Here is a 24,936-nt window from a genome sequence, read left to right on the forward strand (position 1 = left end):
AATAACATATTCTGCCTTTTTGTTTAGAATCTTTCTAAAAAATAGACGAACCGATTTTTTGACATTGCTTGTGAAACTGAATTAAAATAAGTTTATTATGATGAAGAGAGTAGGAAATTTTATGAAAATTGATATTTGGTCTGACTTTGCTTGTCCGTTCTGTTACATTGGAAAACGTCACCTTGAAAAAGCGTTAGAAAATTACGAAGACGTTGAATTAGTTTTTCACAGCTATGAACTCGACCCAACGACTTCTGTCGATTTCTATTCAGATGCCAATCAAATGCTAGCAGATAAATATGGCATGTCCTATGAGGAAGCTAAACAAAATAACGCTCGCGTGATTGATATGGCGAAGCAAGCTGGCTTACACTATGACTTTGAAAAAATTAAGATTACGAATACAGTCAATGCCCATCGTGTGGCACAATTCGCTAAAACAAAAGGGGTGGGAAATGCTTTTGTCGAAGCAACATTACATGCTTACTTTAGTGAAGGGGCGTATCTTAATGATGAAGAAACGCTGGTTAATTTAGGCACGTCAGTTGGCTTAGATGCAGATGACGTGCGCCGTGTATTTCAATCAGATGAATTCTTAACAGAGGTTCGTCAAGATCAAGCACAAGCGAAAGCCATTGGTATTACAGGCGTGCCATTTTTTGTTATCGATGAAAAATACGGCGTTAGTGGTGCACAACCGATTGCTGTTTTTGAAGAAGTGTTAGAAAAAGTCGGCGCAACACCTAAAAAAGCTGCGCCACTTCAGATGATGGGTGATACTCAAGCACCTGGCTGTGAGGACGGCGCTTGCGATATATAATTTTTGGATGAGAAGCCTTTTTAGAAAGGCTTCTTTTTTTATAAAAACTAGTCAATTCTTTAAATTATGAGTAAATTCTCTTCAAATTCTAATGTAAAGTTACCTTCCCCGCATTTTTATTATCATTAAATATCATCAATTTTTATATTTCATCTCCGTGAAATGATATCTTATAAAATATTAGAATCAGATAGTTTATTGAGATGTAAATACCTTCTATTGTGAAAATATATTCAACAAACGGACAGAATAATAAATCCGAAATTTATATTAAAACCATAAAAAAACCATCTTTTTAAGAAATTAGTGAATATAATTCATTAAAATGTTTAAGAAAATAAAAATAATGATAGATTAGATTTTTAAACGTGATACAATTCACATAACTTATGAAAGGAGAAAATGACTAATAGTTTTTCACAATTTAAGAAAGGAGTTATTAGGTTGAAGTAAAGATATATTAAAAAGGAGAATGAATATGGAGAGAATAAATGTAAAAGATTTTTTAAACAAAATTTTAAATGGCGCAGCAATGGGGATCGTTGTAGGACTAATTCCTAACGCTATTTTTGGAGAAATATTTAAAGCGCTTTCTGGATACCACCCTTTATTTGCAATGTTACAACAAAATGTGACGATGATTTCTTTTACAGTTCCAGTATTGGTGGGGATGTTTACTGCCTTACAATTTAAATTTACTGGAATTGAAGCCGCTTCATTAATGGGAGCGACGCTGATTGGAGGAGGCTCCATCCGATTAACAGATGGTCAGTGGGGGCTATATGGCACTGGTGACTTAATTAATGTGATGTTAATTGCTGCTATTTCAGCACTTTTTATTCTTTGGTACAATAACCGAATCGCCAATCTTGGGATTGTCATGTTGCCTATTGTAGGTGCGATGATTCCTGGATTTATCGGAATGTTGACTCTTCCTTATGTCGGTTATATTACGAGAGGGCTTGGTAATTTAATTGAAAACTTTACCAACTTACAGCCATTATTAATGACGATTTTTATCGCTGTTTCTTTTGCACTTATTATCGTTACCCCTCTTTCTTCTGTGGCCATCGCTTACGCTATTTCTCTGGCAGGATTGGCTTCAGGAGCAGCAAACGTCGGTATTGTCGCAACATTATTCACCTTGGCTTACGGTTCTTCTAAAGTCAATAGCAAAGGGACGACTTTTGCACTCTTCTTTGCAGGTCCTAAAATGTTAATGCCTAATTTTTTAGGAAATCCTATTATGATTTTACCCATCGTGATTAATTCTTTTGTAACAGGTATCGCTGCATACTTATTTAAAATTCAAGGAACAACGGCTTCTGCTGGCTTTGGTTTAACTGGTTTAGCAGGCCCCATTAATGCATACTCATTTATGGATCAAAGTCCACTAGTAAATATTCTTATTTTGGTCGTACAATATCTTGTTGTCCCACTAGGAATTGCGATTATTACCCATACAATTTTCATTAAAATGAACTTATACAAAGATGATATTTTTACATTTGCTGGAGAAAACAAATAGAAAAAGGAGATTATCATATGAAGAAAATCATTGTATTTAATGTTAGAGAAGAAGAAGTTGACTTAACTAAGGAATGGGCGAAAGACCATAATGTTGAAGTCAAATTAGTTAAAGAACAACTTTCATTGGAAAATGTAGTTTTAGCAAAAGGATTTGACGGTATTTCAACTAGTCAAAATTCTCCTGTACCAAATGACATCTACCCGATTATTAAAGAATACGGTATTCACCAAATCGCACAAAGAAGTGCCGGTGTAGATTACTATGATTTAGAAGAAGCGAAAGAACAAGGTGTTATTATTAGTAACGTTCCAAGCTACTCGCCTGAATCGATTGCGGAATTTGCCTTGATGTCGGCATTAACTTTAGTCCGTAAAAGTCGCTTGATTGAAGAAAAAGTTCAAGGTCATGATTTTAGATGGCAACCTTCAATTCGTGCAGGTGTTATTAATGAAATGACCGTTGGAGTGATTGGCACAGGCTCAATCGGGTTAACCTCTGCCAAACTATTTAAAGGTCTAGGCGCTAAAATAGTAGCATTTGATGTTTTCGAAAGCGAAGCTGCCAAAGAAATTGTCACATACAAAAATTCAATTGAAGAAGTCGTTGAAATGTCTGATATCGTCACTTTACATATTCCGGCAACGAAAGATAATTTTCATCAATTTAACCTAGAGATGTTTAAAAAATTCAAGCCGTCCGCTTATTTCATCAATGCTGCACGTGGCTCTGTCGTAGATACAGAAGAGTTAATCGAGGCCCTCGATACTGGGTTACTGGCAGGAGCTGCTTTAGATACCTATGAAAACGAATCAAATTTTATTCCGAAAAACTTTGAAGGAAAAGAGTTAAATGATTCGTTATTAGAGCGTGTATTGTCACATGAAAAAATCATCTTTACGCCACACATTGCACATTATACTGATGTTTCAGTACGTAGAATCATGCAGATTTCACTTAACTCTGTACTAGATATTTTAACTACCGGTGATACTGAGTTACGTGTCAACTAATGACTCAAAAGAGGTCGTTTGCTTATGATAAGCAAACGACCTCTTTTTCATTCTATAACAATTGATTAAACTTTTAGTAAGTCATATTGTGATTGATATAAATAATGATAGCGCCCTTTTTGTGCCATCAACGTATCATGTGTTCCAGACTCTTGAATATTGCCCTTATCGATATAAAAAATCTTATCACAATTTTTTATCGTGGATAATCGGTGAGCAATAATAAACGACGTGCGACCATGCAATAGTTTCTGTAAACCGTCTTGTAACAATTGCTCCGTCTTCGTATCAATACTTGATGTAGCTTCATCTAAAATCAGAATTTTAGGATCCGCTAAAAGGGCTCTCGCAAACGATATTAATTGGCGTTGGCCTGCAGACAACGTACTACCTCGCTCTTCTACGACTGTGTCATAACCGTCTTTTAGCTCTTTTATAAAATCATGCGCTCTGACGACTTTAGCTGCTGCAATGATTTCTTCTCGACTTGCTTGTGGATTTCCGTACTGTATATTGTCTAAAATCGTACCCGAAAAAACAAATGTATCCTGCAGCATAACACCCATTTGTTGTCGCAGTGATTTTAATGTGACATCACGAATATCAATGCCATCGATTAAGATTTGACCAGAATCAATATCATAAAAACGACTCAACAAATTGATAATCGTTGTTTTCCCTGCTCCTGTCGGTCCTACAAGCGCCACACTCTGTCCTGCTTCAACATTTAGTGAGACATGATTCAGAATCGGTTGATTATCTTCATAACTAAACACTACGTCATCGAATACTACATTTCCTTGAATTTCTGGCATTTCAATCGCATGCGGAGCATCTTGAATCTCAGGCTCGACATCTAACGTTTCAAAAATCCGCTCGAGATAGGCGGTTGCTGTAATCAATGAATTGTAAAAATTCCCAATATTAATGACCGGATTCCAAAAGTTATTGATATAGCCGATAAAGGCAATCAACGTCCCCGTTGTCATATCTACCCCTATACTTCTTATCCCAATAAAATAGATTAAGGCAGTCGTCATCACCGAAATGTTTTGCACACCCGGCCATAGTAAAAATTGAACTCTGACTGCTTTTAAATATGCTTTACGGTAGTCTTCGTTTATCGAAGTAAATGTTTGATAACTCGTTTCTTCTTGAGTAAAAGATTGCGTCACTTTTATCCCTGAAATACTCTCATGAATGTAAGCATTCATATTTGACTGTTTATTACTTAGTTCTTGGTACGCGGTTCGTTGTGCTTTCTTGACTAATAACACGATAATCAGTAAAACAGGTAATAGTAGCAATGAATAGAGTGTTAGTTTTACATCGAGCCACAACATCACACCTAGAGTCAGAACGAGACTGAAAACATCTGAAATTAAGTTAATCAAGCCGTTACTTAATAAATCACTCAAAGTATTGATGTAATTTACGACACGGATTAAGATTTTACCGTGCGGTCGGTTATCAAAATAAGAGAAGGGTAATGTTTGTAAATGACTAAAAATATCATATCGCATATCTTTTAAAATATTTTGACCGATTTCTGTAATATGATAAATACGATAACGCATGCTCCAGCCTATACCGATTAATGATAATAAGAAAAGCAAACTCATTAATACAAGTCCTTTAACATCTTGGTTAGGTAGATAACGGTCAATGGCTAATTTTGTAAAGTAAGGTCCTAACATGGCCAACATATTGGCAAAAATAATGACAAGTAAAGCTTTCGTGACGGGACGTTTATATGGAGCAATGTATTTACCTAAGCGTTGGTAATGATGCCAATTAAACTCCTCTTGTAATGTTTCATCTTGATCAAAGGTATTGCGTGCCATTATAATTGCCCCCCTTCTTGACTGGATTGACCGAGTTGCGTTTGATAGATGTCAAAGTAGCGACCGCCACGCTCGACTAACGCCTGATGTGTCCCTTGTTCGACGACGCGACCTTTTTCTAATACGAGTATCGTATCAGCCTCTCGGACTGACGAAATCCGATGTGCAATGACAAACGTTGTCGTGCGTTTAGTCAGCTTAGTCAGTTCTGCTTGAATTTTAGACTCCGTCTGCATATCAACAGCACTTGTCGTGTCATCTAAAATCAAGACAGCCGGGTCTTTTGCCAAAGCACGCGCTAAGGACAGACGTTGTTTTTGCCCACCCGATAGCCCGACTCCTCTTTCGCCTACAATCGTGCGATACCCTTCTGGCATTTGCTCGATAAAGTGATTCGCATCAGCAATTTCAGCAACGTGACGAATTCTCTCATCAGATAGTTCCGGAGCGCCGTAAGTAATATTTTCTTCAATCGTACTTGAAAATAAAAAGACATCTTGCATAACCATCGCGATATTTTCTCGTAATTGACGTACCGGCCATTCACGTGCATCTTTACCGTCAATCAATACGCGACCGTGACTAGGGTCGTAGAAACGCGCAATTAAGTTCACTAGCGTTGTTTTTCCTGAGCCAGTTTCACCTAAAATACCGATGGTTTGCCCAGGTAGTGCTTCAAACGATACGTTTGAAAGAATAGGGGTATCTGGGTCATCTGAAAAATGAAAAGTAACGTCTTCAAAAACAATATGACCTTGAAGAGGGTGTTTCTCAATATGCTTTTCTGCTGTAATCGATGGTTTTACTTCTAGCATTTCTCGAATTTTGACACACGAAGCATTAAAGCGTTGCGTATCATTAATTAACCAACCACTCATTCGCATGGGCATGTTTAGCATCCATAAATAGCCATTAAATGCGACTAAATCGCCGACGGTCATCTGACCACGTATTACGAGAAAGCCTCCTACTAACAATGTAATTAAGGTTAAGCTACCTGCCAACCCATCTAACCACGGCAAATATTTCATGGAAACACGTGCTGAAGCTAAATTTTTTTGTTTAAAGGCTTCATTTGCTTCGTTAAATTTTTCAATCTCAAAGTCTTCTCTCGAGAACGCTTTGACTACACGATTTCCACTAATATTTTCTTCAACTAAGCTATTTAACTTCGAAAAACTTTGACGAATTTCTAAGAAAACAGGATGTGCTTCAGCTGACATCTGACGCGTTAAATAATAGATCACAGGGGTAACGGCGACTAAAGACAGCATTAACACTGGATTTATCCATGCCATTACTACGATAGCCATTATAAACCAAAAGACAGATTCGACAATATTGTACGTCACCCAACAAACAAAATGTCGGATGGCCTCGATATCCCCAGTCATTCGGGCCATAATATCACCCACACGCGTTCGATTAAAAAAATCAAAATCTAATAATTGCAATTTTTGAAACAAATGCTGACGAACGCCAAAAACAGTATGCTGACCGATTGTCTCAAAAGTTATTTGATACGCATAGCGAAATACCGTGCGTAAGACGGTCAAGCCAATCATCCACATTAATAGTGGTATTAGTTTCTCAGTTTCCCCTGCTCCTATAACTCGATCAATCAACTGCCCGATAATAAGTGGGTTGGCAATCATCAGTAATGAACTAGTCACTAATAAAATAATACCTAAAAATATGGTTTTCTTACGGTCTTTGCTGTATTGCCAAATCCACTGATAGTTATTCATCTTTTTTCCTCCTTTTATCACTTTGTCTTAGTTTAGATGATAGCTGGCATTATTTGAATAGACTATCTTTCTTAATCGAATGGATTATATCACTCGCTTCTTCGTCATCTCGCTCACTTTCTTCAGCATGATGACGAGTAAAGTTTTTTACAGCTTTCACTTTTCTTTCTAGCAATTTAAGGTAAACTATAAAGAGAAGACAATTTGGAAAGAAATGAGGCTTTAACGTTGATACAAATCGATACCAAGACCTTCAATCCTGATATTTTATATGCCTTTGACTCTTATGATGAAGGAACAGCTTTAGGAAAAGAACATGCACATGATTTTGTCGAATTAAGTATCATCCTAGATGGCCAAGCAACTTATCATGTTCATCATCATCGCTATCATGCAACTAAAGGCTGTGTCATGCTTTACCATCCAGGCACACCACATCAGCATATACAAGAAGAACATACTTATAGTCACCAATTACACATTGGTTTAAATAACGTAACTTTTGAAGGGTTAAAACGAAACTATCTCCCTTTTGAAACGACTTTTATTGAATTAAAACACGAACAAGCTATCTTTCTTGATTTATGCCAAGCTATTTTAACAGAAAAAAATGAACGCGCACTTGGTTATGAATTAATGATTAAGTCGCTTATTATGAAGTTATTAGTCATGCTGTTAAGACAAGGTAACGTGATTGAGAACACAGAGATGATGACCTCTTTAACCGATCGCTCCTATCAAGATAAAGAACGGATTGTTAACAATATTATTTACTATCTAGAAACCCATCATGCTCAGGATATTACCCTGGACTCTTTAGCTGAAACAATGTATATCAGTCCTAACTACCTTTCAAAAGTATTTAAAGAAGTCACGAAAGATTCGCCGATTAACTATCTTATTCAAATCCGATTAAACCGTGCTGCTCTTTTATTACACAATAATCAACTGACAATTAAAGAAGTCGCAAAACGCGTCGGATATGATGACCCTTTTTACTTTAGTAAACTTTTTAAAAAACATTACGGAGTCTCGCCGTCACACTATCAAACGGAGACTTTTTCTCCCTTTGACATTCCGTCTACGCCTCCGTCCGATTTATAAAAAAGAGGTCTGTTCGCTTTTGAACAGACCTCTTTTTGATTTAAATATATTGTCGCTCGATTTCTTCATAATAGGCTGCGTCTATCAGTCCACCACCTAAACACTCTTCACCATCGTAAAAGACAACCGCTTGCCCCGGTGTAATAGCACGCACTGGTTCACTAAAATAGACCGTCGCTTTGGTCGAATCATTTTCATCTAGCACCACTTTCACAGCCGTATCTTTTTGACGATAACGGAATTTAGCCGTACATTCAAATGTCTTCGCTTGCCAGTCATTAACCGTAAAGTGAATGTCGCTTGCAGTTAAATGCGTCGCATAAAGCCAGTCATGATGAAACCCTTGACCGACTATTAGCTCATTTTTTTCCAAACGCTTGCCAATCACGAACCACGGCTCATTTGACGCGCCGCCTCCGCCAATACCTAGTCCTTGACGTTGCCCTATCGTATAATACATTAATCCGGCGTGGTCGCCTTTCACTTCACCATCCACCGTCACCATTTTTCCAGGTTTGGCCGGTAAATACTGACTGAGAAATTCTTTAAAATTCTTTTCTCCGATAAAACAAATACCAGTCGAGTCTTTTTTCTTAGCTGTGGCAAGTCCAGCTTCTTCAGCTAAACGTCGAACTTCTGGCTTCTCTAAATGGCCTAAAGGAAACATCGTCTTCGCAAGTTGTTCTTGAGAAAGCTGACTTAAAAAATACGTTTGGTCTTTATTGTGATCCACACCACGTAACATATGGCTCACACCATGTTCATCTCGTATAACCCGTGCATAATGTCCTGTAGCAACATAATCGGCTCCTAAATCCATGGCATACTCAAGGAACGCTTTGAATTTTATCTCTTTATTACACATTACATCTGGATTGGGCGTACGTCCCGCGCGATATTCTGCTAAAAAGTATTCAAAAACGCGATCCCAGTATTCTTTCTCGAAGTTTACAGAATAATAAGGAATCCCAATTTGATTCGCTACTTTTTCGACATCTCGATAATCTTCTGTCGCCGTACAAACACCATTTTCATCGGTATCATCCCAGTTTTTCATGAAGATTCCTACTACATCATATCCTTGCTCTTTTAGTAGTAGCGCCGTCACAGAAGAGTCTACGCCACCACTCATTCCCACGACAACACGTGTTTGACTATTGTCTGTCATGTTTACACCATCATTTCTTTTTAGATTCTGAATCATCTACGATTTGAAGGTCGGATTTTTCAGTCTTCTTATTATACGTTCTTTTCAAAGTTTTTTCATCTTTTTAATACAAAAAAGAGAATTCTTATCATAAGAACTCTCTTTTCTACCAATCATTTATGATACGACTTCAAAACAATGACGATTAATCATTTCATTCATAATGAATTGAAAGTTTTGTTGTAATTCTAGTTGGTCGTCGTTTTCAAAAATATTTAATTGACGCATGCCATTCGCTGTCGTGATACTCATTTTAAAGGTTTTTAAATCTTTTGCGACAGTTATCTTTAAACGAGGACCTTTACTATTTGCCATCATATCTAATGGTCGATTATACTGCAAGTTGCCTTGTTTAGACTCACTAAACCCTAAATCTTTAAATGTATAAGTTTTCGCTTGCTCACTTAGTTGATAGCTCACATCTGATCCTAATACTGTTGAAACTTTATCAAATGCCATATTATCACCTCATTTTTTCTATGATAGCTTTATTATAAGCAATTTTCAATCAGAACTCTAGTCTATTTGTTGGCGTTTTCGACAAATCTTCACGAGGGCTGCTGCAAAGTGTTCGACATCTTCTTCCGTGACGCCTTCACCAAAACTAATCCGCACGGACTCATTAATTGCCGGATGTCCTTCGCCATACATGGCAGTTAAGACGTGTGAGGGTTCGATATTCCCCGCCGTACAAGCGGAGCCAACTGAAATCGCAAAGCCTTGCAAATCTAATTGCATGAGTATTTGCTGACTTGGAATCCCTTCTAAATGAAGATTTAAAATATGTGGACTTTTCGGCGCTTTCGCTCCATTTACGTGAAAAGCAACACGCGCTTCGGATAGAGCTGTGATGATTGTCTCTTGGAATTTTTGATAACGTGTCTGATTATCCATTTGAATAGTCGGGTTTAAACGCGTCAATGCTTGAGTGAATCCCATAATTCCTGGTAAATTCTCAGTGCCTGGTCGTCTTTTTAGCTCTTGCTCACCACCATGCAACATAGCGTGTAATGGCGTCCCTGTACGAGCATAGAAAAGCCCAACGCCTTTTGGTCCATTTAATTTATGGGCTGTGGCACTTAAGAAGTCTACTCCCAGTTCTTGTACATTTATTACTTCATGACCTAATGCTTGAACAGCATCTGTGTGAAATTTTGCTGGATGATCATGTAATAGTTGACCGATTTCGCGGATAGGATAACGCACGCCCACCTCATTATTCACCATCATTATCGAAACCAAGACTGTTTCTGGTCGTAAAGCATTTTTTAATGCTTCTATAGAAATATTACCATGACGATCCACCTCTAGATAGGTCACTTCTATACCTGCTTGTTCATAAAACTCAGCCGTATGTAATACTGACGGGTGCTCTACTTTAGTCGTGATGAGATGTGGACGTGAAACTGAAGCGTGTTTCAATTGATAAAACGCCCAGTTATTACTTTCCGTACCCCCACTTGTAAAAAAGATTTCATCCGCTTTAGCGCCGATTTGTTGCGCGATTTGTTCACGCGATTTCTCTAACCGTGCATGAGCAGAACGTCCGAAAGCATGGATACTAGACGGGTTGCCATAATCTTCCGTTAAACTCTTTACCATTGTTTCAATCACAGAAGGATGAACCGGCGTGGTCGCACTGTGGTCTAAATAAACTCTTTTCAACTTTATTCCTTCTTTCGTGTTTTATCCTTGCTTTTCCATTTTATCAAATTATCACTCACCATACTAAACATTCGGTCTAAACTTTTCTTAAAAATAGGACGTGTGAATAAAGCCGTCATCACAATACTTAATGCGACAATTAAGAAAAATAGCCAAGGTTTTAATGTTAATTCTCCCATATCCATACTTCTAAGACTTTTAACAATGAAACCATGTAATAAATAAGCATACAATGTATTCTCGCCTAAATAGGTAAAGCGATATTTTTTTCGTGGAACCAATGTGAAAAAAGCAAAAATGGCAATAAAACTAATCAAGTAGACGAATAAACGGACAATCCCACCTACTTCAGGATTTTCTAAAAAATGGTCGTAAGGCTTCGACCCAAAAAACCAATACTTATTCCAAACTTCTGCATAAGTCACTAGCTTGGCTAATAAGACAAAAAGAATGATCCCTACGACTCTCATTGCTGGTTTCTTTGTTTTTTCAAAAAAAGAGGCCTGTAAATAAAAACCTAATAGAAAAAAGGGAAAAAAGACCATCGTCCGTGATAAACTCAAAAACTGATCGATGCCTGGAGCATAGCCTGCTAATAATCCGATTACAATGGCAATCGTCATCCCCATTAAGGGCGTAAAACGGTCAAATAGATACAACGCAACATTCCAAAAAAACATACTTAAAAGAAACCACAGTGACCAATGAGGATTTAGAAATTGAAGCGATACTTTGCCAGAACTTTGAATCATAAAATAAAAAAGACTGTAGATAAACTGAAAAACTACATAGGGTACTAACATCGTTTCCGCTGTTTTTCTCAAATAACCTGGTCGACGAATATTTTTAGAAAAATAACCGCTAATTAAAATAAAGCCAGGCATGTGAAACGTGTATATCAAGTAATATAAATCTTCGATTTGAGAATAGTCTTCTACAAATGGTTGAATTAAATGCCCAAATATCACTAAAAATATCAAGAGTAATTTGGCATTATCAAAATAAGGATCTCGTACTTTTTCCGTCACACATATCGCCTCCTTTTTTTAATCATAACAAATAACCTTGACTAAAAAAACAAAAACGATAAAAACGGATGACCGTTTCCATTCCTTTAAACAGTCATCCGTTTTCTATTAAATAATCGTAGCTCCTAATGTATTTTTAAAATGCTTTAAGGCCCATTCATGACCGACAGGGTCAAAACTAGCGACGCCTTTTTCATGAATCACTATTTTATATCCTAAATTGTAAGCATCGATAGCCGTATGCAAGACACAAATATCTGTACAGACACCTACAATATGAACTTCTTGAATCTGTCTTTCACGCAAACGCACATCTAAATCGGTACCGCTAAATGCGGAATAGTGCCGTTTATCTAGCCAATAAACATTAGAAGCACGTTGATGCTTTTCATACCATTGAGCGAGCTCACCATATAACTCTCTTCCTGCTGTTCCTACAATATTATGAGGAGGAAACAGCTGATTTTCAGGATGATACTGGTCATCTTCATCATGTCCGTCAATCGGAAAGACCACGTAGTCACCACGTTTAAAAAAGGTATCCGTAATGTCAACAATATCTTTTTCTAACTTTTGGCCATCACAACCAGTCGTCAATTTCCCATCTGTTGCGACAAAATCATATGTGTAATCAATATTTAACAATGCCTTCATCTCGATCGTCTCCTTTTATTATGCGTGAGCTAACCAATTTAAAACCATTTCTGCCGAACGCTTACCTGCCGTAATAATAAATTCATCAAATGTTTGGGCTGCTTCCTCATCTGCGACGTCGCTAACCGCTCTGACCACTACAAACGGAACTTGTGCTTGTGTAGCCACCTGAGCAATCGCTGCGCCTTCCATCTCATTAACCAAAGCGTCAGGAAAATCCGCTTTAATTTGCTGAATCATCGCTTGGCTATGGACGAATGTATCACCCGTTACTATCTCCCCTTGACGCACTGATAGCCCTGTTACTTCAGCCGCGCGTGTGATTGTTTCCATCGCCGTTTCATCTGCTTCATAGTATAAAGGCATTCCAGCCATTTGTCCTTTTTTATAGCCAAATGCTGTCACGTCGACATCAAAATAGGCTAACCGTGTAGAAACCACGACATCCCCAATTTTCAATCCTTCACCTATCCCCCCAGCAGAACCTGTGTTAACGAGCATATCGACTTGATAGCGGTCAATTAATAACGTGGCTGTCATGGCGGCCATACCTTTACCAATACCTGATTGGACGACTACCACATCGTGTTCGCCGATTTTTCCAGAAACAAATGTATTCCCAAAAACTTCTACAGTTTCTGAAGCGGTCATCGCCGCTTTTAAAGCGATAAGTTCTTCTGCCATCGCACCGATTATTCCAATTTTCATCCTATTTCCTCCTATAAAAAAAAGACGGCTAAGAAAACCACGAGTAACATGAGGCCGACTACTAAAATTGCCTTCGTTAAGAAATGACTTCTTTCTCTGACTTGATTGGCATATTCTGAGCGCGACATTGTAATTTTGGGCTCTTTATTCTTTTCTTTTTTAAATTTTTTAGCGATTTCTGCTTCTTTTTCTTCAAATTCTTGTTGCAGTTTTCGTACACGAGACTCTTCTTCTTTTTGAAGTTCTCTGATTTTACTGCGTGTTAATAAGGGTTCCTTATTCCCCATTCATTGAACCTCCCATAGATTCTATTTCCCATTGCATGATAGCAATAATCGTTTTACTGTCACAAATCTCACCCGTAGCAATCGCCTGCTTGGCTTCATCTAATGTCAGTTGATGGATAGACAACCACTCATCGTCATCTCGTGGCAAAGGATCTGGGACTTGATACAACCCTTTTGCGATAAATAGATGCATCATTTCATTAGCAAAACCAGGTGAAAGAGAAAAGGTCATGTACGGCTCCATTTTTTCACAACGATAGCCAACCTCTTCTTCTAACTCTCGATGCGCTGTTAAAATCGGCTCCTCTCCTTCTCGGTCGAGTTTTCCCGCAGGAATTTCTAAAATCGTTCGTTCAAGCGGTTTGCGATACTGTTTAACAAGTAATATACGATTGTCAGATGTAATCGCTATAATGCCGACTCCACCATTATGAAAAACTAATTCTCGTTGGCCAACCGACCCGTCTGGTAAACGTACTTTATCCACAGCCACATCTATTATTTTACCACTAAAGATGGTTTCTCTGGAAAGTGTTTTTTCTTCAAAATTTTCTGTCATGATGACGCCACCCATTTCATAGTTTGCTCATATAATACCTTTTTCTAGCAAATAATTCAAACACAGTAAGTCTGAGATGAAATCCAACTCAAGACGGATAGTTTTGTTATCTCTTTCTATGGTAAAATAAGTGTAATCAAGAAATGACTGAATAGGAGTGAGAGACATGAAAAAAAATAAATGGATGAAATGGTTGCTCTACTTTTTTGCCATAGTAGGTGCCTTGACAATTGTCGATGAGAGTTCGGGACTTTTAGATAGTCTTTTCCCTCTCATAATACTGGCCTTCATCATATACGGTATTAAACGTTGGTGGGATAAACGACAGCAAGCAAAACAAGCGGATGTCTCAGTGAACATGCCTCCGTTACGTCAAGATTTAACTCAACATTATCATGAAGCAGGCTTAGACGACCAGCAAATTAAGTTTTTCCGTGAAACGATGAATACAGCACGCGTACAAATTGAAACGCTTGAACAACAGATGAATCAAGTTGCTAAACTAAAAGCGATTAATTTAAAAACACAAGCAGTAAAAGCAGCACAAGGTATTTTTAAAGAGCTCGTTAAAGAGCCACAAAAACTGCATCGCGCTGACGGCTTTCTTTACAATCATTTACCTAATTTGGTAGACTTGACAGAGAAGTACATTACGATTAATGATCATGATATTAAAACTGCTAACACTTACGAAGCGCTTCAAAAAAGTGCCGAAGTGATTGAACAAGTTTCATCTCTCGTGGTAAAAGACTTTGAGCAACTCGTTGCCGAAGATTTAGCAGAGATGGACGTTGAAGTCAGTCTAGCTGAACAACAATTAGCACGTCAACATGAAGAAGCATCTACATCTCAGGCATTTGAAGAGCCTGACACGACAAACGATGAAGGAGAGGATGGCACAGATGGATCAACACACAACGGATGAATTAAAACAAACACAACCTGTTCATGATACACTGGATGACTTATTAAGTAACCCTTTTGCTAATACCCAAGATGCGGCAGGAACGTTAGCGAAACAAACATCAGAAGCGGCCTTACATGATGAAGCACCCGCTCCTCGTCTACTTGATCGCTTAGACCCTGAGCGACAAGCTCAAGCGCGTCAATTAGCCGAACAAATCGATGTTCAAGACTCACAATCTGTTTTAAGTTACGGTGCAGCGGCTCAACAAAAGCTAGGTGAATTTTCTCATTCTATGCTTCACCATGTACAAGCTCAAGACATTGGTCCTGTCGGTGATACGTTAAATGAATTAATGTATCGTTTAAATGAAGCAAGTCCGCAAGAATTACAAGTGCAAGAACGCAATGTTTTCAAACGCATGTTTGGCAAAGTGAAAGAATCTATCTATGAGATGACAGCCAAATATCAGCAAATTGGGGCACAAATTGATAAAATTGCGGTCAAACTGGATCGTGAAAAAAATGGCCTCTTGAGTGATAACGTCATGCTAGAACAACTTTATCATAAAAATAAAGATTATTTCGATGCGTTGAATATCTATATTGCAGCTGGCGAACTGAAAAAAGAGGAGCTACAAACGAAAATTATTCCAGAAGCCATGCAAAAGGCAGAACAAACTGGTGACCAAATGGACGTTCAAGTCGTTAATGATTTAAATCAATTTTTAGACCGTTTAGATAAACGAACGCATGATTTAACATTAGCGCGCCAAATTACGATACAACAGGCTCCGCAAATTCGCTTAATTCAAAATACAAATCAAGCCTTAGCAGAAAAGATTCAAGCGTCAATCAACACCGCCATTCCTTTGTGGAAAAATCAAGTGGCAATTGCCTTAACACTCTTGCGTCAAAAAGACGCGGTAACGGCACAGCGCCAAGTTTCAGAAACAACGAACGAGTTATTGAAGAAAAACTCAGAAATGTTAAAAATTTCAGCAATTGAAACGGCGGAAGAAAATGAGCGTGGTTTAGTGGATATTGAAACTCTACAACAAACACAAAACGACCTTGTTGAAACCATACAAGAAACCATGCGTATTCAACAAGAAGGAAAAGAAAAACGTCGCCTAGCTGAAATCGAGCTTAGCCAGCTAGAAGATGATTTAAAAAATAAATTATTAGAAATGACGCATTAAAAAATAACGATTGGGACTTTACAATGATACTTGTAAAGTCCCAATCGTTTTATTTTTCAAATAGTAAGTCTAACACGTCTTGGGTTAAACGACGTCCCTGTCCTTTATATGGAAAGGCGTGCATGTGCATAGCGGGATTAAAGTTCGCTTCAATAATACCATAGTGACGGCTATCTCTTGTAGCTGGAATCGTCTTATCTGGAATAATTAAATCAATCCCAGAAACTTTTGCTCCCAGTGCTGCAACTGCTTCAATCGCAATTGTTTTATAGCTTTCATCAAAATCATCCGTCATATCAATCGAGTCGCCACCGGTACTAACATTTGAATTTTCCCGTAAATAAACAACTTCCCCTTTTGGTAAGACATCAGAAATTTCATAACCTTGTTCTGCTAACATAAGTTTCTCAATGTCGCCTAATTGAATCCACTCTAACGGCGAGCGATGATGTGAACCGCGAAGAGGGTCTTGATTTTTTTCAGCAACTAATGCTTCAATCGTTTTCTCGCCGTCCCCTGTTACATTAGCCGGTACACGTAACATAATCGCTTTTACTTGATTATCAATCACAAAGAAACGATATTCTGTTCCAGGTAAAAATTCTTCTACTAGTACAGCACTATCCTCTTTAAAGGCAATAGCTAGTGCCTCTTTAAAGTGTGCTTTTGTTGCTCCTTCTTTAAAAATCGTGATACCTAAACCATAATTAGTCGATTTCGGCTTAATCACAATCCCCAGACCGTCAAATCGCGCAAAATCAGCCATAGCCGTGTCAATATCTTGATACTCTGCTCCTTGTGGCACGCGGAATCCTTCTTGCGCTAATAATTTTTTCGTCACGGTCTTATTTTCCATTATCAAAGGGACGATATAACTATCTTTGCTTGTCATATTGGCATTTTTAACGTATTCAATTTTTTTCGGTGTCTGTCGACGATCCGTTAATTTTAAAAACTGGTCTTGTTTATCTAGGACTTCCACTCCAAAACCACGCTGTAACGCATCAAACATGAGTAATTGTGTGGATAACTCCATATCACGAAATCCTTCTAGTTGATAAGGCTTAGCGTGTGCTTTTTCGTAATATGCTCTTCCTAACTCTCGTGCTAACGTCGCGTTGGTCGTACCCGATTGGTAAGCTTTTGCCATACGTCCACTTAACGTCAACTCTGGCTGTGCTAATTTTTCGCGTTGGTCGTTAATTAAGACTTGCCAACGTTCACTATCATCCCACGCTTGCACCATGTCACTCATTCCTCTTAATAGTGCTTCCCCTTCCATTTTCATGGCAGTAGGATTTAATGGGTGTTCTAAAGCAACTTGATTATTATACTGCTCGCCACGTTTTAATAACTCATCATAATCTGTATCCTCTTCCTTCATCCAGACTAAATACATCATAAATAGATGAAGAAACTCAATCGTTTCCTTAGCGATACCATACGGTGAATACGGATCATTATCAATATTTCGTAATTCAATATAATGAATACCCGTATGCTTTAAATCCGAAACATGTTCCCCACCACGTAAGCGAACGGCTGCGTAAAACTCTTTTTCTTCAGATAGGATGCCACGTTCAACTAAACATTCTATATCGTGAATATATTGCTCAATCGAGCGATATGAGACAAAAACATCGTCATGGTTGGTATAGCCGTATTCACTATTGCGAATACTGCGCACTAAGTCTTGCGGTCCTTCGCCGATATTTTCATCAAAATAACGCGCTTCTGCTTGAGGAGAGGCTCCAAAAAGATATGTTATAAGCCAACGATAACGCATATAGTGACGAGAAGCTTTCAAGTATAAGTCCGTTTTAAACTGTTCAAGCGAATCGAATGTCGTTTGAGCATGAAACAGACTACAAATAAATTCAGGGGAATATTCAAAGTTAAAATGAATTCCACTTACCATTTGCTTGCGTTTACCATAAGACTTCGCTAAATAACGTCGATATAAGACGTCTTCAAACTTATCTAATTTAGCAATGATAATATCTTCTTCTTTTTCTGGTAACGCTGGCGGCATACTGAGTGGCCATAACATTTCATCTTTATTCATCGAGCGTAACGTCACTTCATGCAACGCACCTAAATAGGCTAATACTTCTTCTGCAGACGGTAACGCTGGCGTGATAATTTCTACTTGTGTTTCGCTAAAATCCGTTTGAATCGTTGGATGAAAGCGACGATTTCCTAACAAAGCAGGATGATCAGTTGTCGCTAGCTCTCCGTCGAGCGTCACACGCTGACTTTCTTTTTCGATACCAAAACGAGCATGTTTAAAAAGCCCTTGAATTGGGTCTTGATTCAATAGTGTTTGTAAATTATGGATCATTTTAAGACCACCTTTTGTTCATTTTCATTCCTTCATTATACCATTGACGAATTGAAATTGCTTATAATTGGTCTGTAACAAAAAAAGCTGATATTAATCAGCTTTTTCCTTCGTTAATAATTCTTTAAATAGACCATACATAAAGTCATTTGAATCAAAGACTTGTAAATCATCAATGCCTTCGCCTAGTCCGACTAATTTTACCGGTAGTTTTAGCTCGTTGCGAATCGCTAAAATCATTCCACCTTTAGCCGTACCATCTAATTTAGTTAAGACTAATCCAGTCACATCGGTCGTCTCTTTAAATTGCTTTGCTTGAACCATTGCATTTTGTCCCGTCGTCGCATCTACTACGAGTAACGTTTCATGTGGCGCTTCGGGGATTTCACGCTGAATAATTCGCTTCATCTTGGCTAACTCATTCATCAAGTTCACTTTGTTTTGTAAACGTCCCGCTGTATCAACTAACAAGATATCAGCATTTTCTTCTTTCGCTTTAACCAACGCATCATAGACAACTGAGGCCGGGTCTCCTCCAGCAGAGCCTCGCACTACATCGACTTGAGCACGCTCGCCCCAAACGACTAACTGGTCAATCGCTCCCGCACGAAATGTATCGGCTGCTGCTAAAATTACTTTTTTCCCTTGCTCACGATATTGGTTAGCCAACTTGCCGATACTCGTTGTTTTACCGACACCATTGACCCCTACAAATAACATCACAGTCAAGCCATCCGGATTTAAATTCAAATCGTTTTGCTCATCCATGTCATTTTCTTCATAAATTTGAACTAATTTTTCAATAATCGCGTTTTGCAAGTCTTTAGGTGCTTTCGCATTACGTAATTTGACTTCTTGACGCAATTCATCTGTGATTTTCATGGCTGTTTCAAACCCAACATCCGACATGATGAGTGTTTCTTCTAACTCTTCAAAGAAATCTTCATCAACCGTTCGGAAACTTGCCATTAACTCATTTAAGACATCGGAAAAAGACTTACGCGTCTTTTCCAGTCCTTTTTCCATTTTGACTTGTTCTGGCGTGGCTTCTACTTTTTCTTCTCCCGTGAAGGCACGTTTCAGTTTATCAAAAAATCCCATGTTAATATCCTCCTACTTTAAGACCCATGTTTCAATCGCGTGCGCAACGCCATCTTCTTCATTTGTTTTGGTCTCATATTGTGCTATTTCCTTAATAATTGGCGTAGCATTCCCCATTGCAACTCCAGTTCCTACAAAATCAATCATAGAATAATCATTCTCTTCATCGCCTATTGCCATCATTTCACTCGCATCAATACCTAGAATATTACCCAGTGCCTCTAAGCCGTTTGCTTTACTAACTGTTTTTGGAACAAATTCAAATAAATTTTGACCAGAGCGAACAATATTATATTTTTGATGAAACTGCTCGGGAATCGCTTGCTGTTTCTCTGTTAAATAGTTAGGGTCATCATTTGTCATCACCATTTTATGATAAGGTGTCTCAGCATCAAACTGACTAATGTGACGCTCTTCAAACGTTAAAATACGATTTAAGCGACCATAGACTGACTGCTGCGTGGGAACATTGGGCATCACTCGATATACCGTCGCTCCTGACACAATATCTGTTGATAAGTCTAATTCTTGAGATAGCTCGTAGATTTCTTGAATATTTTCAAGTGTCATGCGCGTTTCTGATAAACGTTCGCCCGTATGATTTTCTTGTATTAATCCACCATTTAACGTGACCGTGTAGTCACCAGAATCTGTCAAGCCTAACTCTTCTAACATCGGCAATACTGATTTTAAAGGTCGACCCGTGCAAAGTACCATTTTAACGCCTGCTGCTTTTCCTTTTTGAATCATCTCTTTGTTACGTGCTGAAATTTTCTTTTCATTGTTTAATAATGTGCCGTCTAAATCGATCGCCACTAATTTGATAGACATATAACCCTTCCTATTCTATATATTATGCTGTGAGCGTTTCATCGACATCTGTCATCTTAACAGATACCACTTGTGAAACGCCTGATTCTTCCATAGTAATACCATACAATACATCTGCTGCTTCCATCGTTCCTTTACGGTGCGTAATAACGATGAATTGTGTGTCATTTTCAAACTCAGTTAAGTATCGCCCAAAACGTGCGACATTCGCTTCATCTAAGGCTGCTTCAACCTCATCCAGCACACAAAATGGTACAGGACGTACTTGAATAATCGCAAACAGTAACGCAATTGCCGTCAATGCTCGTTCGCCACCTGATAAAAGACTTAGATTCTGCAATTTCTTACCCGGAGGTTGCGCGACAATCTCAATCCCAGTTGTAAGTAAATCATCTGGATTGGTTAACTGTAAATCCGCATAACCACCACCGAACATCTGTGGAAACACCACTCGGAAACGGCCTTGAATCTCATAAAAGACTTTAGAAAATTGCTCTTTCACACTGACATCCATCTCATCCATCGTTTCTAACAATGTTTCTTTTGCCTCTAATAAATCATCGCGTTGAGTTGTTAAAAACTCGTAACGCTCAGCGACTTGGTCATATTGACTAATCGCATTGAGATTGACACTTCCTAACGCGCCAATTTGTTCTTTTAATGTTTGACGTTGTCTCTTTTTATCAGCAATCTCTGTTTCATTTAATGGATACATTGCCACAGCTGCTTCATACGTAAGTTGATACTCTGTTTGTAAATAGTTCAAGCCACTATCCATGGCAATTTCTGCCTTAGAACATTGAACATTTAAATCACTGATTTTTTCTAATAATTGTTCACGGTCATGATAAGCGACCGTTAGCGTTTCATCAGCTGCTTTTAACTTTTTCATTAACACGGCACGCTGCTCACGCAACTCGGTTATTGCCAATTGCAACGCTTGTTTTTCTTCTGTCCATTGTTGCATTTCTTGTTGAAGTTGCTCTTCTAAAGCTGTTTGTTCACTGCGGCTTAACACCAAACCATCTAATAACTGATCTAACTGGGAAATAGTCCCTTCCAATCGCTTGCACTCTTGCTCATAAAAAGCAATCTGACTCTCACAATAACTCCGCTTTTCTTCACAAACAGCACGTTCTTGTTTCGCTTCAGCTAAATCATGATGATATTGTAAGCGACGCTCTTCTTTCGTGACATCATCTTCATTGGCTTGTTTAAGCTGTTCTTCTAACAAACGAATCGTTTCAGAAACGGCTACTTTTTGCTCAAGTAATCGTTGTTTTTCTTGTTCATACTCCGTCAAAAAGTCGCTAATTTCCTGTGTATCATAACGCGCCACTTCATATTCTCGTTTGACCTGTCCTAATTCTGCTTCGTAAAGAGCGACTTGATGCTCATGTTTTTGGACTATTAGGCGTTGTTTCTCTCCTACTTCTTTTAAGACTTGCACCTCGTTTTGATGTGTTAGCCACGATTCTTTTAATTGTGCTACGTTAGTTTCTTTGGCAATTTGTTCTTCTTTTAATTCTTGTAGTTTTCTTTTTAATGTTTGCTCTTCATTAGCAAGTCCCAGTAAACTTCCTTGGCTACCATACTTCGTTGCACCACCTGTCATCGACCCTCCAGGATTAATAATATCTCCTTCTAATGATACAATACGGTACTTAAAGTTTAACATACGTGCTAATTCATTGGCAGATGATAGGTCTTTGGCAATAATCGTACGACCTAGTACACTGGCAATAATTGCTTTTAAACGAGCATCTTCATAAGATACTAATGCTTCAGCCAATCCGATAAATCCTTCATGTGAACGACATTGAGCTAAGACAGTATCTGATAACGTACGACCTTGAATGACTGTTAAAGGAAGGAATGTCGCACGCCCTTGCTTTTTGCTCTTCAAATAAGTAATAGCCTTACGTGCACTACTTTCGTCTTCCACTACAATGTGCTGCGCAGCTGCTCCTAATGCTGTTTCTATACCTAAAGTGTACGCTGGCGGTACTGAAATCAACTCGGCCAATGCTCCTATAATACCAGGCAAACGTTCTCTTTGCGTTAAGACCGCTTTAACCCCTTGATAGAAGCCAGAATAGTTATCTTGTAACTGAGAAACACTTTTATAGCGAGCTTGTACTTGTTGGACTTGTTTCATCGCATCATACATCCGTTGCTCACTCAAACGGTATTTTTCTTCCAGCTGAGTTAGTGTCTCTACGGCTTTTTGATACGTCTCACGCTGTGTGATTAAACTCGCTTCCGCTTCTTGTTTCTGTCTTAACTCAGACGCTAACATATTTTCTAATTCTAATTTCTTCTGTTCAATATCGGTTAATCGTGAAATGCCGTGCTCATTTCGACGAGTTTCTTGTTCATATTGTTTCTCTAAATGCTTTAAGTCGTTATTGGTATTCGCTTGTTGCTGCATATTTTCTAATAAATCGGAACGAATCTTTTCGACTTGTTCTTTACTATCTAACGCCAAATTTGCTTGCTGATTTTCCAATCGCTTAATAGTTTGATTAATGCCATCTAATTGTTGCTCAAGTGCTTGTTGCTCTTTTTCTAGATTTAACTGTTGCGCTCGATGATCGTTTAATAAGCGCAAGGCTTCCGTTCGTTGTCTTTGATTATCTTCTGTTGTTTGGGTTGCATTTTTTGACCGTTCTAGCCACACATTACGCTTACCTTCTACCTGCTCAAAGTGTTCCGTGGCAATTAATAATGCCCCTTGCTTATCTTCTAACTGTTTATCTAACTGCTGTTGCTCTTTTTCTGCTACGGCAATACGTTGTTCTTCTTCTTCTATTTTTCGTCTCAACGCTTCAAGTTCACGGTCGATTTTTTCTTTATCACGAGAAAGACATGCCCACCGTTCTTTATTTTCCGAGATATCCCATGCCATTAAGCCGACATCCATCTGTTTAAACGTTGTTTGCCATTCCTGATATTGTTTCGCTTTTTCACGTTCAGCTTTTAAAGGCTCTAACTGAACCTCTAATTCATAAATAATATCACGCACACGACTCAAATTTTCATCTGTCGCTAATAGTTTCTTTTCCGCTTGTTGTTTTCGCTGTTTATACTTAAGTACACCAGCTGCTTCTTCAAAAATACCTCGTCGTTCCTCAGGTTTGCTATTAAATATACTTTCAACTTTTCCTTGCGAAATAATTGAAAAAGATTCTTTTCCTAATCCCGAATCCATAAACAATTCTACAATATCTTTCAAACGACAGCGTTGCTTGTTTAAAAAGAAATCACTCTCACCAGAACGGCTTAGTCTTCTCGTGACACTAATTTCGCTATAAGCAACGGGTAAATACCCACTTTCGTTATCTAGCACTAATGTGACTTCCGCAATATTTAAAGGAGAACGTTTTTGCGTACCTGAAAATATCACATCTGGCATTTTCCCCCCTCGAAGATTTTTGGCAGACTGTTCGCCTAATACCCATCTAATCGCGTCGGTGATATTACTTTTACCACTACCATTAGGGCCGACAACGGCAGTTAATCCTTGGTCAAATTCGATGGTGGTTCTTTCTGCAAAGGACTTAAATCCCGCTATTTCCATTTTCTTCAAATACATGAGTCAAAGACTCCTTTCTCAAAACATGCTCATCGTTTATTTAGAAGGGGTCAATTTACGAATGGCTTGTGCTGCCGCCTGTTGCTCAGCAATCTTTTTGGACTTACCACTACCCGTCCCGATGACTTCCCCACGCACTACAACATTAACAAAAAATTCACGCGCATGAGCAGGACCTTCTTCTTTTGTTAATTGATACTCGATTTTTACGTCTCCGTTTTTTTGTAAAATCTCTTGTAAGGCCGTCTTATGATCTACTTCATCTAAGAACATACCTGCTTGTATTTTTGGAAAAATAACTTGTCCAATAAATTTTTCTAATGCTGGTAATCCTTGATCTAAGTATAAAGCTCCTAGAAAGGCCTCAAACAAATCACAAAGTAACGAGGCACGCTGTCTACCATTTGAATTTTCTTCGCCCTTACCCAGCTTAATAAATTGATCAAACTGACATTCTTTAGCAAACTTAGCTAAGCTATCTTCGCAAACAATTGCCGCTCGCATTTTCGTTAATTTTCCTTCCGGCATTTGAGGGTATAGTTGATATAAATATTCTGAAATCACTAAATCTAAGGCTGCATCTCCCAAAAATTCTAGGCGTTCATTATCTTGTAAGCCTAAATGACGATGCTCATTTACGTAAGATGAATGAGTAAACGCCTGTTCTAATAAATCTGGCTTTTTAAATTCAATCTGATACCTCTTTTCAATCTGTTGACTCAATGATGACAACATGTCTATCTCTCCTCTATGATAATGTCTATCTTCCTTATTATACTTCTTTTTACAACAAATTAA

General features: G+C 38.3%; 21 protein-coding genes. 6 read left to right on the plus strand and 15 right to left on the minus strand.

Features of this window, described 5'->3' with window-relative positions; genetic code table 11:
* The first annotated feature begins 121 nt into the window (after window positions 1-121).
* From CBF33_RS07620 to CBF33_RS07630, 3 genes are all read left to right on the plus strand, one after another.
* Window positions 122-820, plus strand: a complete 699-nt coding sequence (locus tag CBF33_RS07620; protein ID WP_126763052.1) for a DsbA family oxidoreductase — start codon at window positions 122-124, stop codon at window positions 818-820.
* Window positions 821-1,298: 478 nt separating this feature from the next.
* Window positions 1,299-2,348, plus strand: coding sequence for a PTS sugar transporter subunit IIC (locus tag CBF33_RS07625; protein ID WP_126763054.1), 1,050 nt, complete (start codon window positions 1,299-1,301; stop codon window positions 2,346-2,348).
* A gap of 17 nt (window positions 2,349-2,365) precedes the next feature.
* Complete coding sequence (locus CBF33_RS07630) at window positions 2,366-3,361, plus strand: D-2-hydroxyacid dehydrogenase (protein ID WP_126763057.1); 996 nt, start codon at window positions 2,366-2,368, stop codon at window positions 3,359-3,361.
* Between the two features lie 65 nt (window positions 3,362-3,426).
* Here CBF33_RS07630 and CBF33_RS07635 read toward each other — a convergent pair whose 3' ends face one another.
* Window positions 3,427-5,205 carry an ABC transporter ATP-binding protein gene (locus CBF33_RS07635; protein ID WP_126763059.1) on the minus strand — a complete coding sequence of 593 codons (1,779 nt, stop codon included), beginning with the start codon at window positions 5,203-5,205 and terminating at the stop codon, window positions 3,427-3,429.
* Complete coding sequence (locus CBF33_RS07640; RefSeq protein ID WP_126763061.1) at window positions 5,205-6,953, minus strand: ABC transporter ATP-binding protein; 1,749 nt, start codon at window positions 6,951-6,953, stop codon at window positions 5,205-5,207. The genes CBF33_RS07635 and CBF33_RS07640 overlap by 1 nt, the downstream gene beginning before the upstream one ends.
* Window positions 6,954-7,157: 204 nt before the next feature.
* On the opposite strand from CBF33_RS07640, the gene CBF33_RS07645 reads away from it, so the two are divergent.
* On the plus strand, window positions 7,158-8,057 hold the full coding sequence (locus CBF33_RS07645) for a helix-turn-helix transcriptional regulator (RefSeq protein ID WP_126763063.1): 900 nt from the start codon (window positions 7,158-7,160) through the stop codon (window positions 8,055-8,057).
* A 40-nt stretch (window positions 8,058-8,097) separates the two neighbouring features.
* On the opposite strand, the gene mnmA is transcribed toward CBF33_RS07645, so the two are convergent.
* The 8 genes from mnmA to CBF33_RS07685 all read right to left on the minus strand — a co-directional run bounded on the left by mnmA (window position 8,098) and on the right by CBF33_RS07685 (window position 14,165).
* Entirely contained in the window at window positions 8,098-9,225 is a 1,128-nt protein-coding gene (mnmA, locus tag CBF33_RS07650; RefSeq protein ID WP_126763066.1) for a tRNA 2-thiouridine(34) synthase MnmA, read from the minus strand.
* A 156-nt stretch (window positions 9,226-9,381) separates the two neighbouring features.
* Window positions 9,382-9,723 (minus strand): cysteine desulfurase, encoded by a 342-nt coding sequence (locus CBF33_RS07655; RefSeq protein ID WP_126763069.1) that lies wholly within the window; start codon window positions 9,721-9,723, stop codon window positions 9,382-9,384.
* 57 nt (window positions 9,724-9,780) lie between these two features.
* Complete coding sequence (locus CBF33_RS07660) at window positions 9,781-10,929, minus strand: cysteine desulfurase family protein (RefSeq protein ID WP_126763071.1); 1,149 nt, start codon at window positions 10,927-10,929, stop codon at window positions 9,781-9,783.
* Between the two features lie 2 nt (window positions 10,930-10,931).
* The gene (locus CBF33_RS07665) at window positions 10,932-11,957 is read right to left on the minus strand and encodes an acyltransferase family protein (RefSeq protein ID WP_170167770.1); all 1,026 of its coding nucleotides are present in this window, start codon (window positions 11,955-11,957) and stop codon (window positions 10,932-10,934) included.
* A gap of 108 nt (window positions 11,958-12,065) precedes the next feature.
* The gene (locus tag CBF33_RS07670) at window positions 12,066-12,611 is read right to left on the minus strand and encodes a cysteine hydrolase family protein (RefSeq protein ID WP_126763075.1); all 546 of its coding nucleotides are present in this window, start codon (window positions 12,609-12,611) and stop codon (window positions 12,066-12,068) included.
* 18 nt (window positions 12,612-12,629) lie between these two features.
* On the minus strand, window positions 12,630-13,319 hold the full coding sequence (locus tag CBF33_RS07675; protein ID WP_126763077.1) for a 5'-methylthioadenosine/adenosylhomocysteine nucleosidase: 690 nt from the start codon (window positions 13,317-13,319) through the stop codon (window positions 12,630-12,632).
* Window positions 13,320-13,330: 11 nt separating this feature from the next.
* A complete protein-coding gene (macP, locus tag CBF33_RS07680) occupies window positions 13,331-13,606 on the minus strand; it encodes a cell wall synthase accessory phosphoprotein MacP (protein ID WP_023606121.1) in 276 nt (91 codons plus the stop codon).
* Entirely contained in the window at window positions 13,596-14,165 is a 570-nt protein-coding gene (locus tag CBF33_RS07685) for an NUDIX hydrolase (RefSeq protein WP_023606120.1), read from the minus strand. The genes macP and CBF33_RS07685 overlap by 11 nt, the downstream gene beginning before the upstream one ends.
* A gap of 166 nt (window positions 14,166-14,331) precedes the next feature.
* Here CBF33_RS07685 and CBF33_RS07690 point away from each other — a divergent pair, with 166 nt between their 5' ends.
* Together CBF33_RS07690 and CBF33_RS07695 are read left to right on the plus strand one after the other, a co-directional pair.
* On the plus strand, window positions 14,332-15,090 hold the full coding sequence (locus tag CBF33_RS07690) for a 5-bromo-4-chloroindolyl phosphate hydrolysis family protein (protein ID WP_126763079.1): 759 nt from the start codon (window positions 14,332-14,334) through the stop codon (window positions 15,088-15,090).
* Window positions 15,068-16,270: a toxic anion resistance protein gene (locus CBF33_RS07695; protein WP_126763081.1), complete on the plus strand. Its 1,203-nt coding sequence runs from the start codon at window positions 15,068-15,070 to the stop codon at window positions 16,268-16,270. Before CBF33_RS07690 ends, CBF33_RS07695 begins: the two co-directional genes overlap by 23 nt.
* A 49-nt stretch (window positions 16,271-16,319) precedes the next feature.
* Here CBF33_RS07695 and gshAB read toward each other — a convergent pair whose 3' ends face one another.
* The 5 genes from gshAB to rnc all read right to left on the minus strand — a co-directional run bounded on the left by gshAB (window position 16,320) and on the right by rnc (window position 24,873).
* Window positions 16,320-18,611 (minus strand): bifunctional glutamate--cysteine ligase GshA/glutathione synthetase GshB, encoded by a 2,292-nt coding sequence (gene gshAB, locus CBF33_RS07700; protein ID WP_126763083.1) that lies wholly within the window; start codon window positions 18,609-18,611, stop codon window positions 16,320-16,322.
* A gap of 93 nt (window positions 18,612-18,704) precedes the next feature.
* Window positions 18,705-19,712 (minus strand): signal recognition particle-docking protein FtsY, encoded by a 1,008-nt coding sequence (gene ftsY, locus CBF33_RS07705; RefSeq protein ID WP_023606116.1) that lies wholly within the window; start codon window positions 19,710-19,712, stop codon window positions 18,705-18,707.
* A gap of 12 nt (window positions 19,713-19,724) precedes the next feature.
* Window positions 19,725-20,543: a Cof-type HAD-IIB family hydrolase gene (locus CBF33_RS07710; RefSeq protein WP_126763085.1), complete on the minus strand. Its 819-nt coding sequence runs from the start codon at window positions 20,541-20,543 to the stop codon at window positions 19,725-19,727.
* Between the two features lie 22 nt (window positions 20,544-20,565).
* Window positions 20,566-24,138: a chromosome segregation protein SMC gene (gene smc / locus CBF33_RS07715; RefSeq protein ID WP_126763087.1), complete on the minus strand. Its 3,573-nt coding sequence runs from the start codon at window positions 24,136-24,138 to the stop codon at window positions 20,566-20,568.
* A gap of 36 nt (window positions 24,139-24,174) precedes the next feature.
* Complete coding sequence (rnc, locus tag CBF33_RS07720; RefSeq protein WP_126763090.1) at window positions 24,175-24,873, minus strand: ribonuclease III; 699 nt, start codon at window positions 24,871-24,873, stop codon at window positions 24,175-24,177.
* Between the last annotated feature and the right edge of the window lie 63 nt (window positions 24,874-24,936).

Origin of the sequence: Vagococcus lutrae (genome assembly GCF_003987555.1) — a bacterium.
Lineage (GTDB): Bacteria > Bacillota > Bacilli > Lactobacillales > Vagococcaceae > Vagococcus_A > Vagococcus_A lutrae.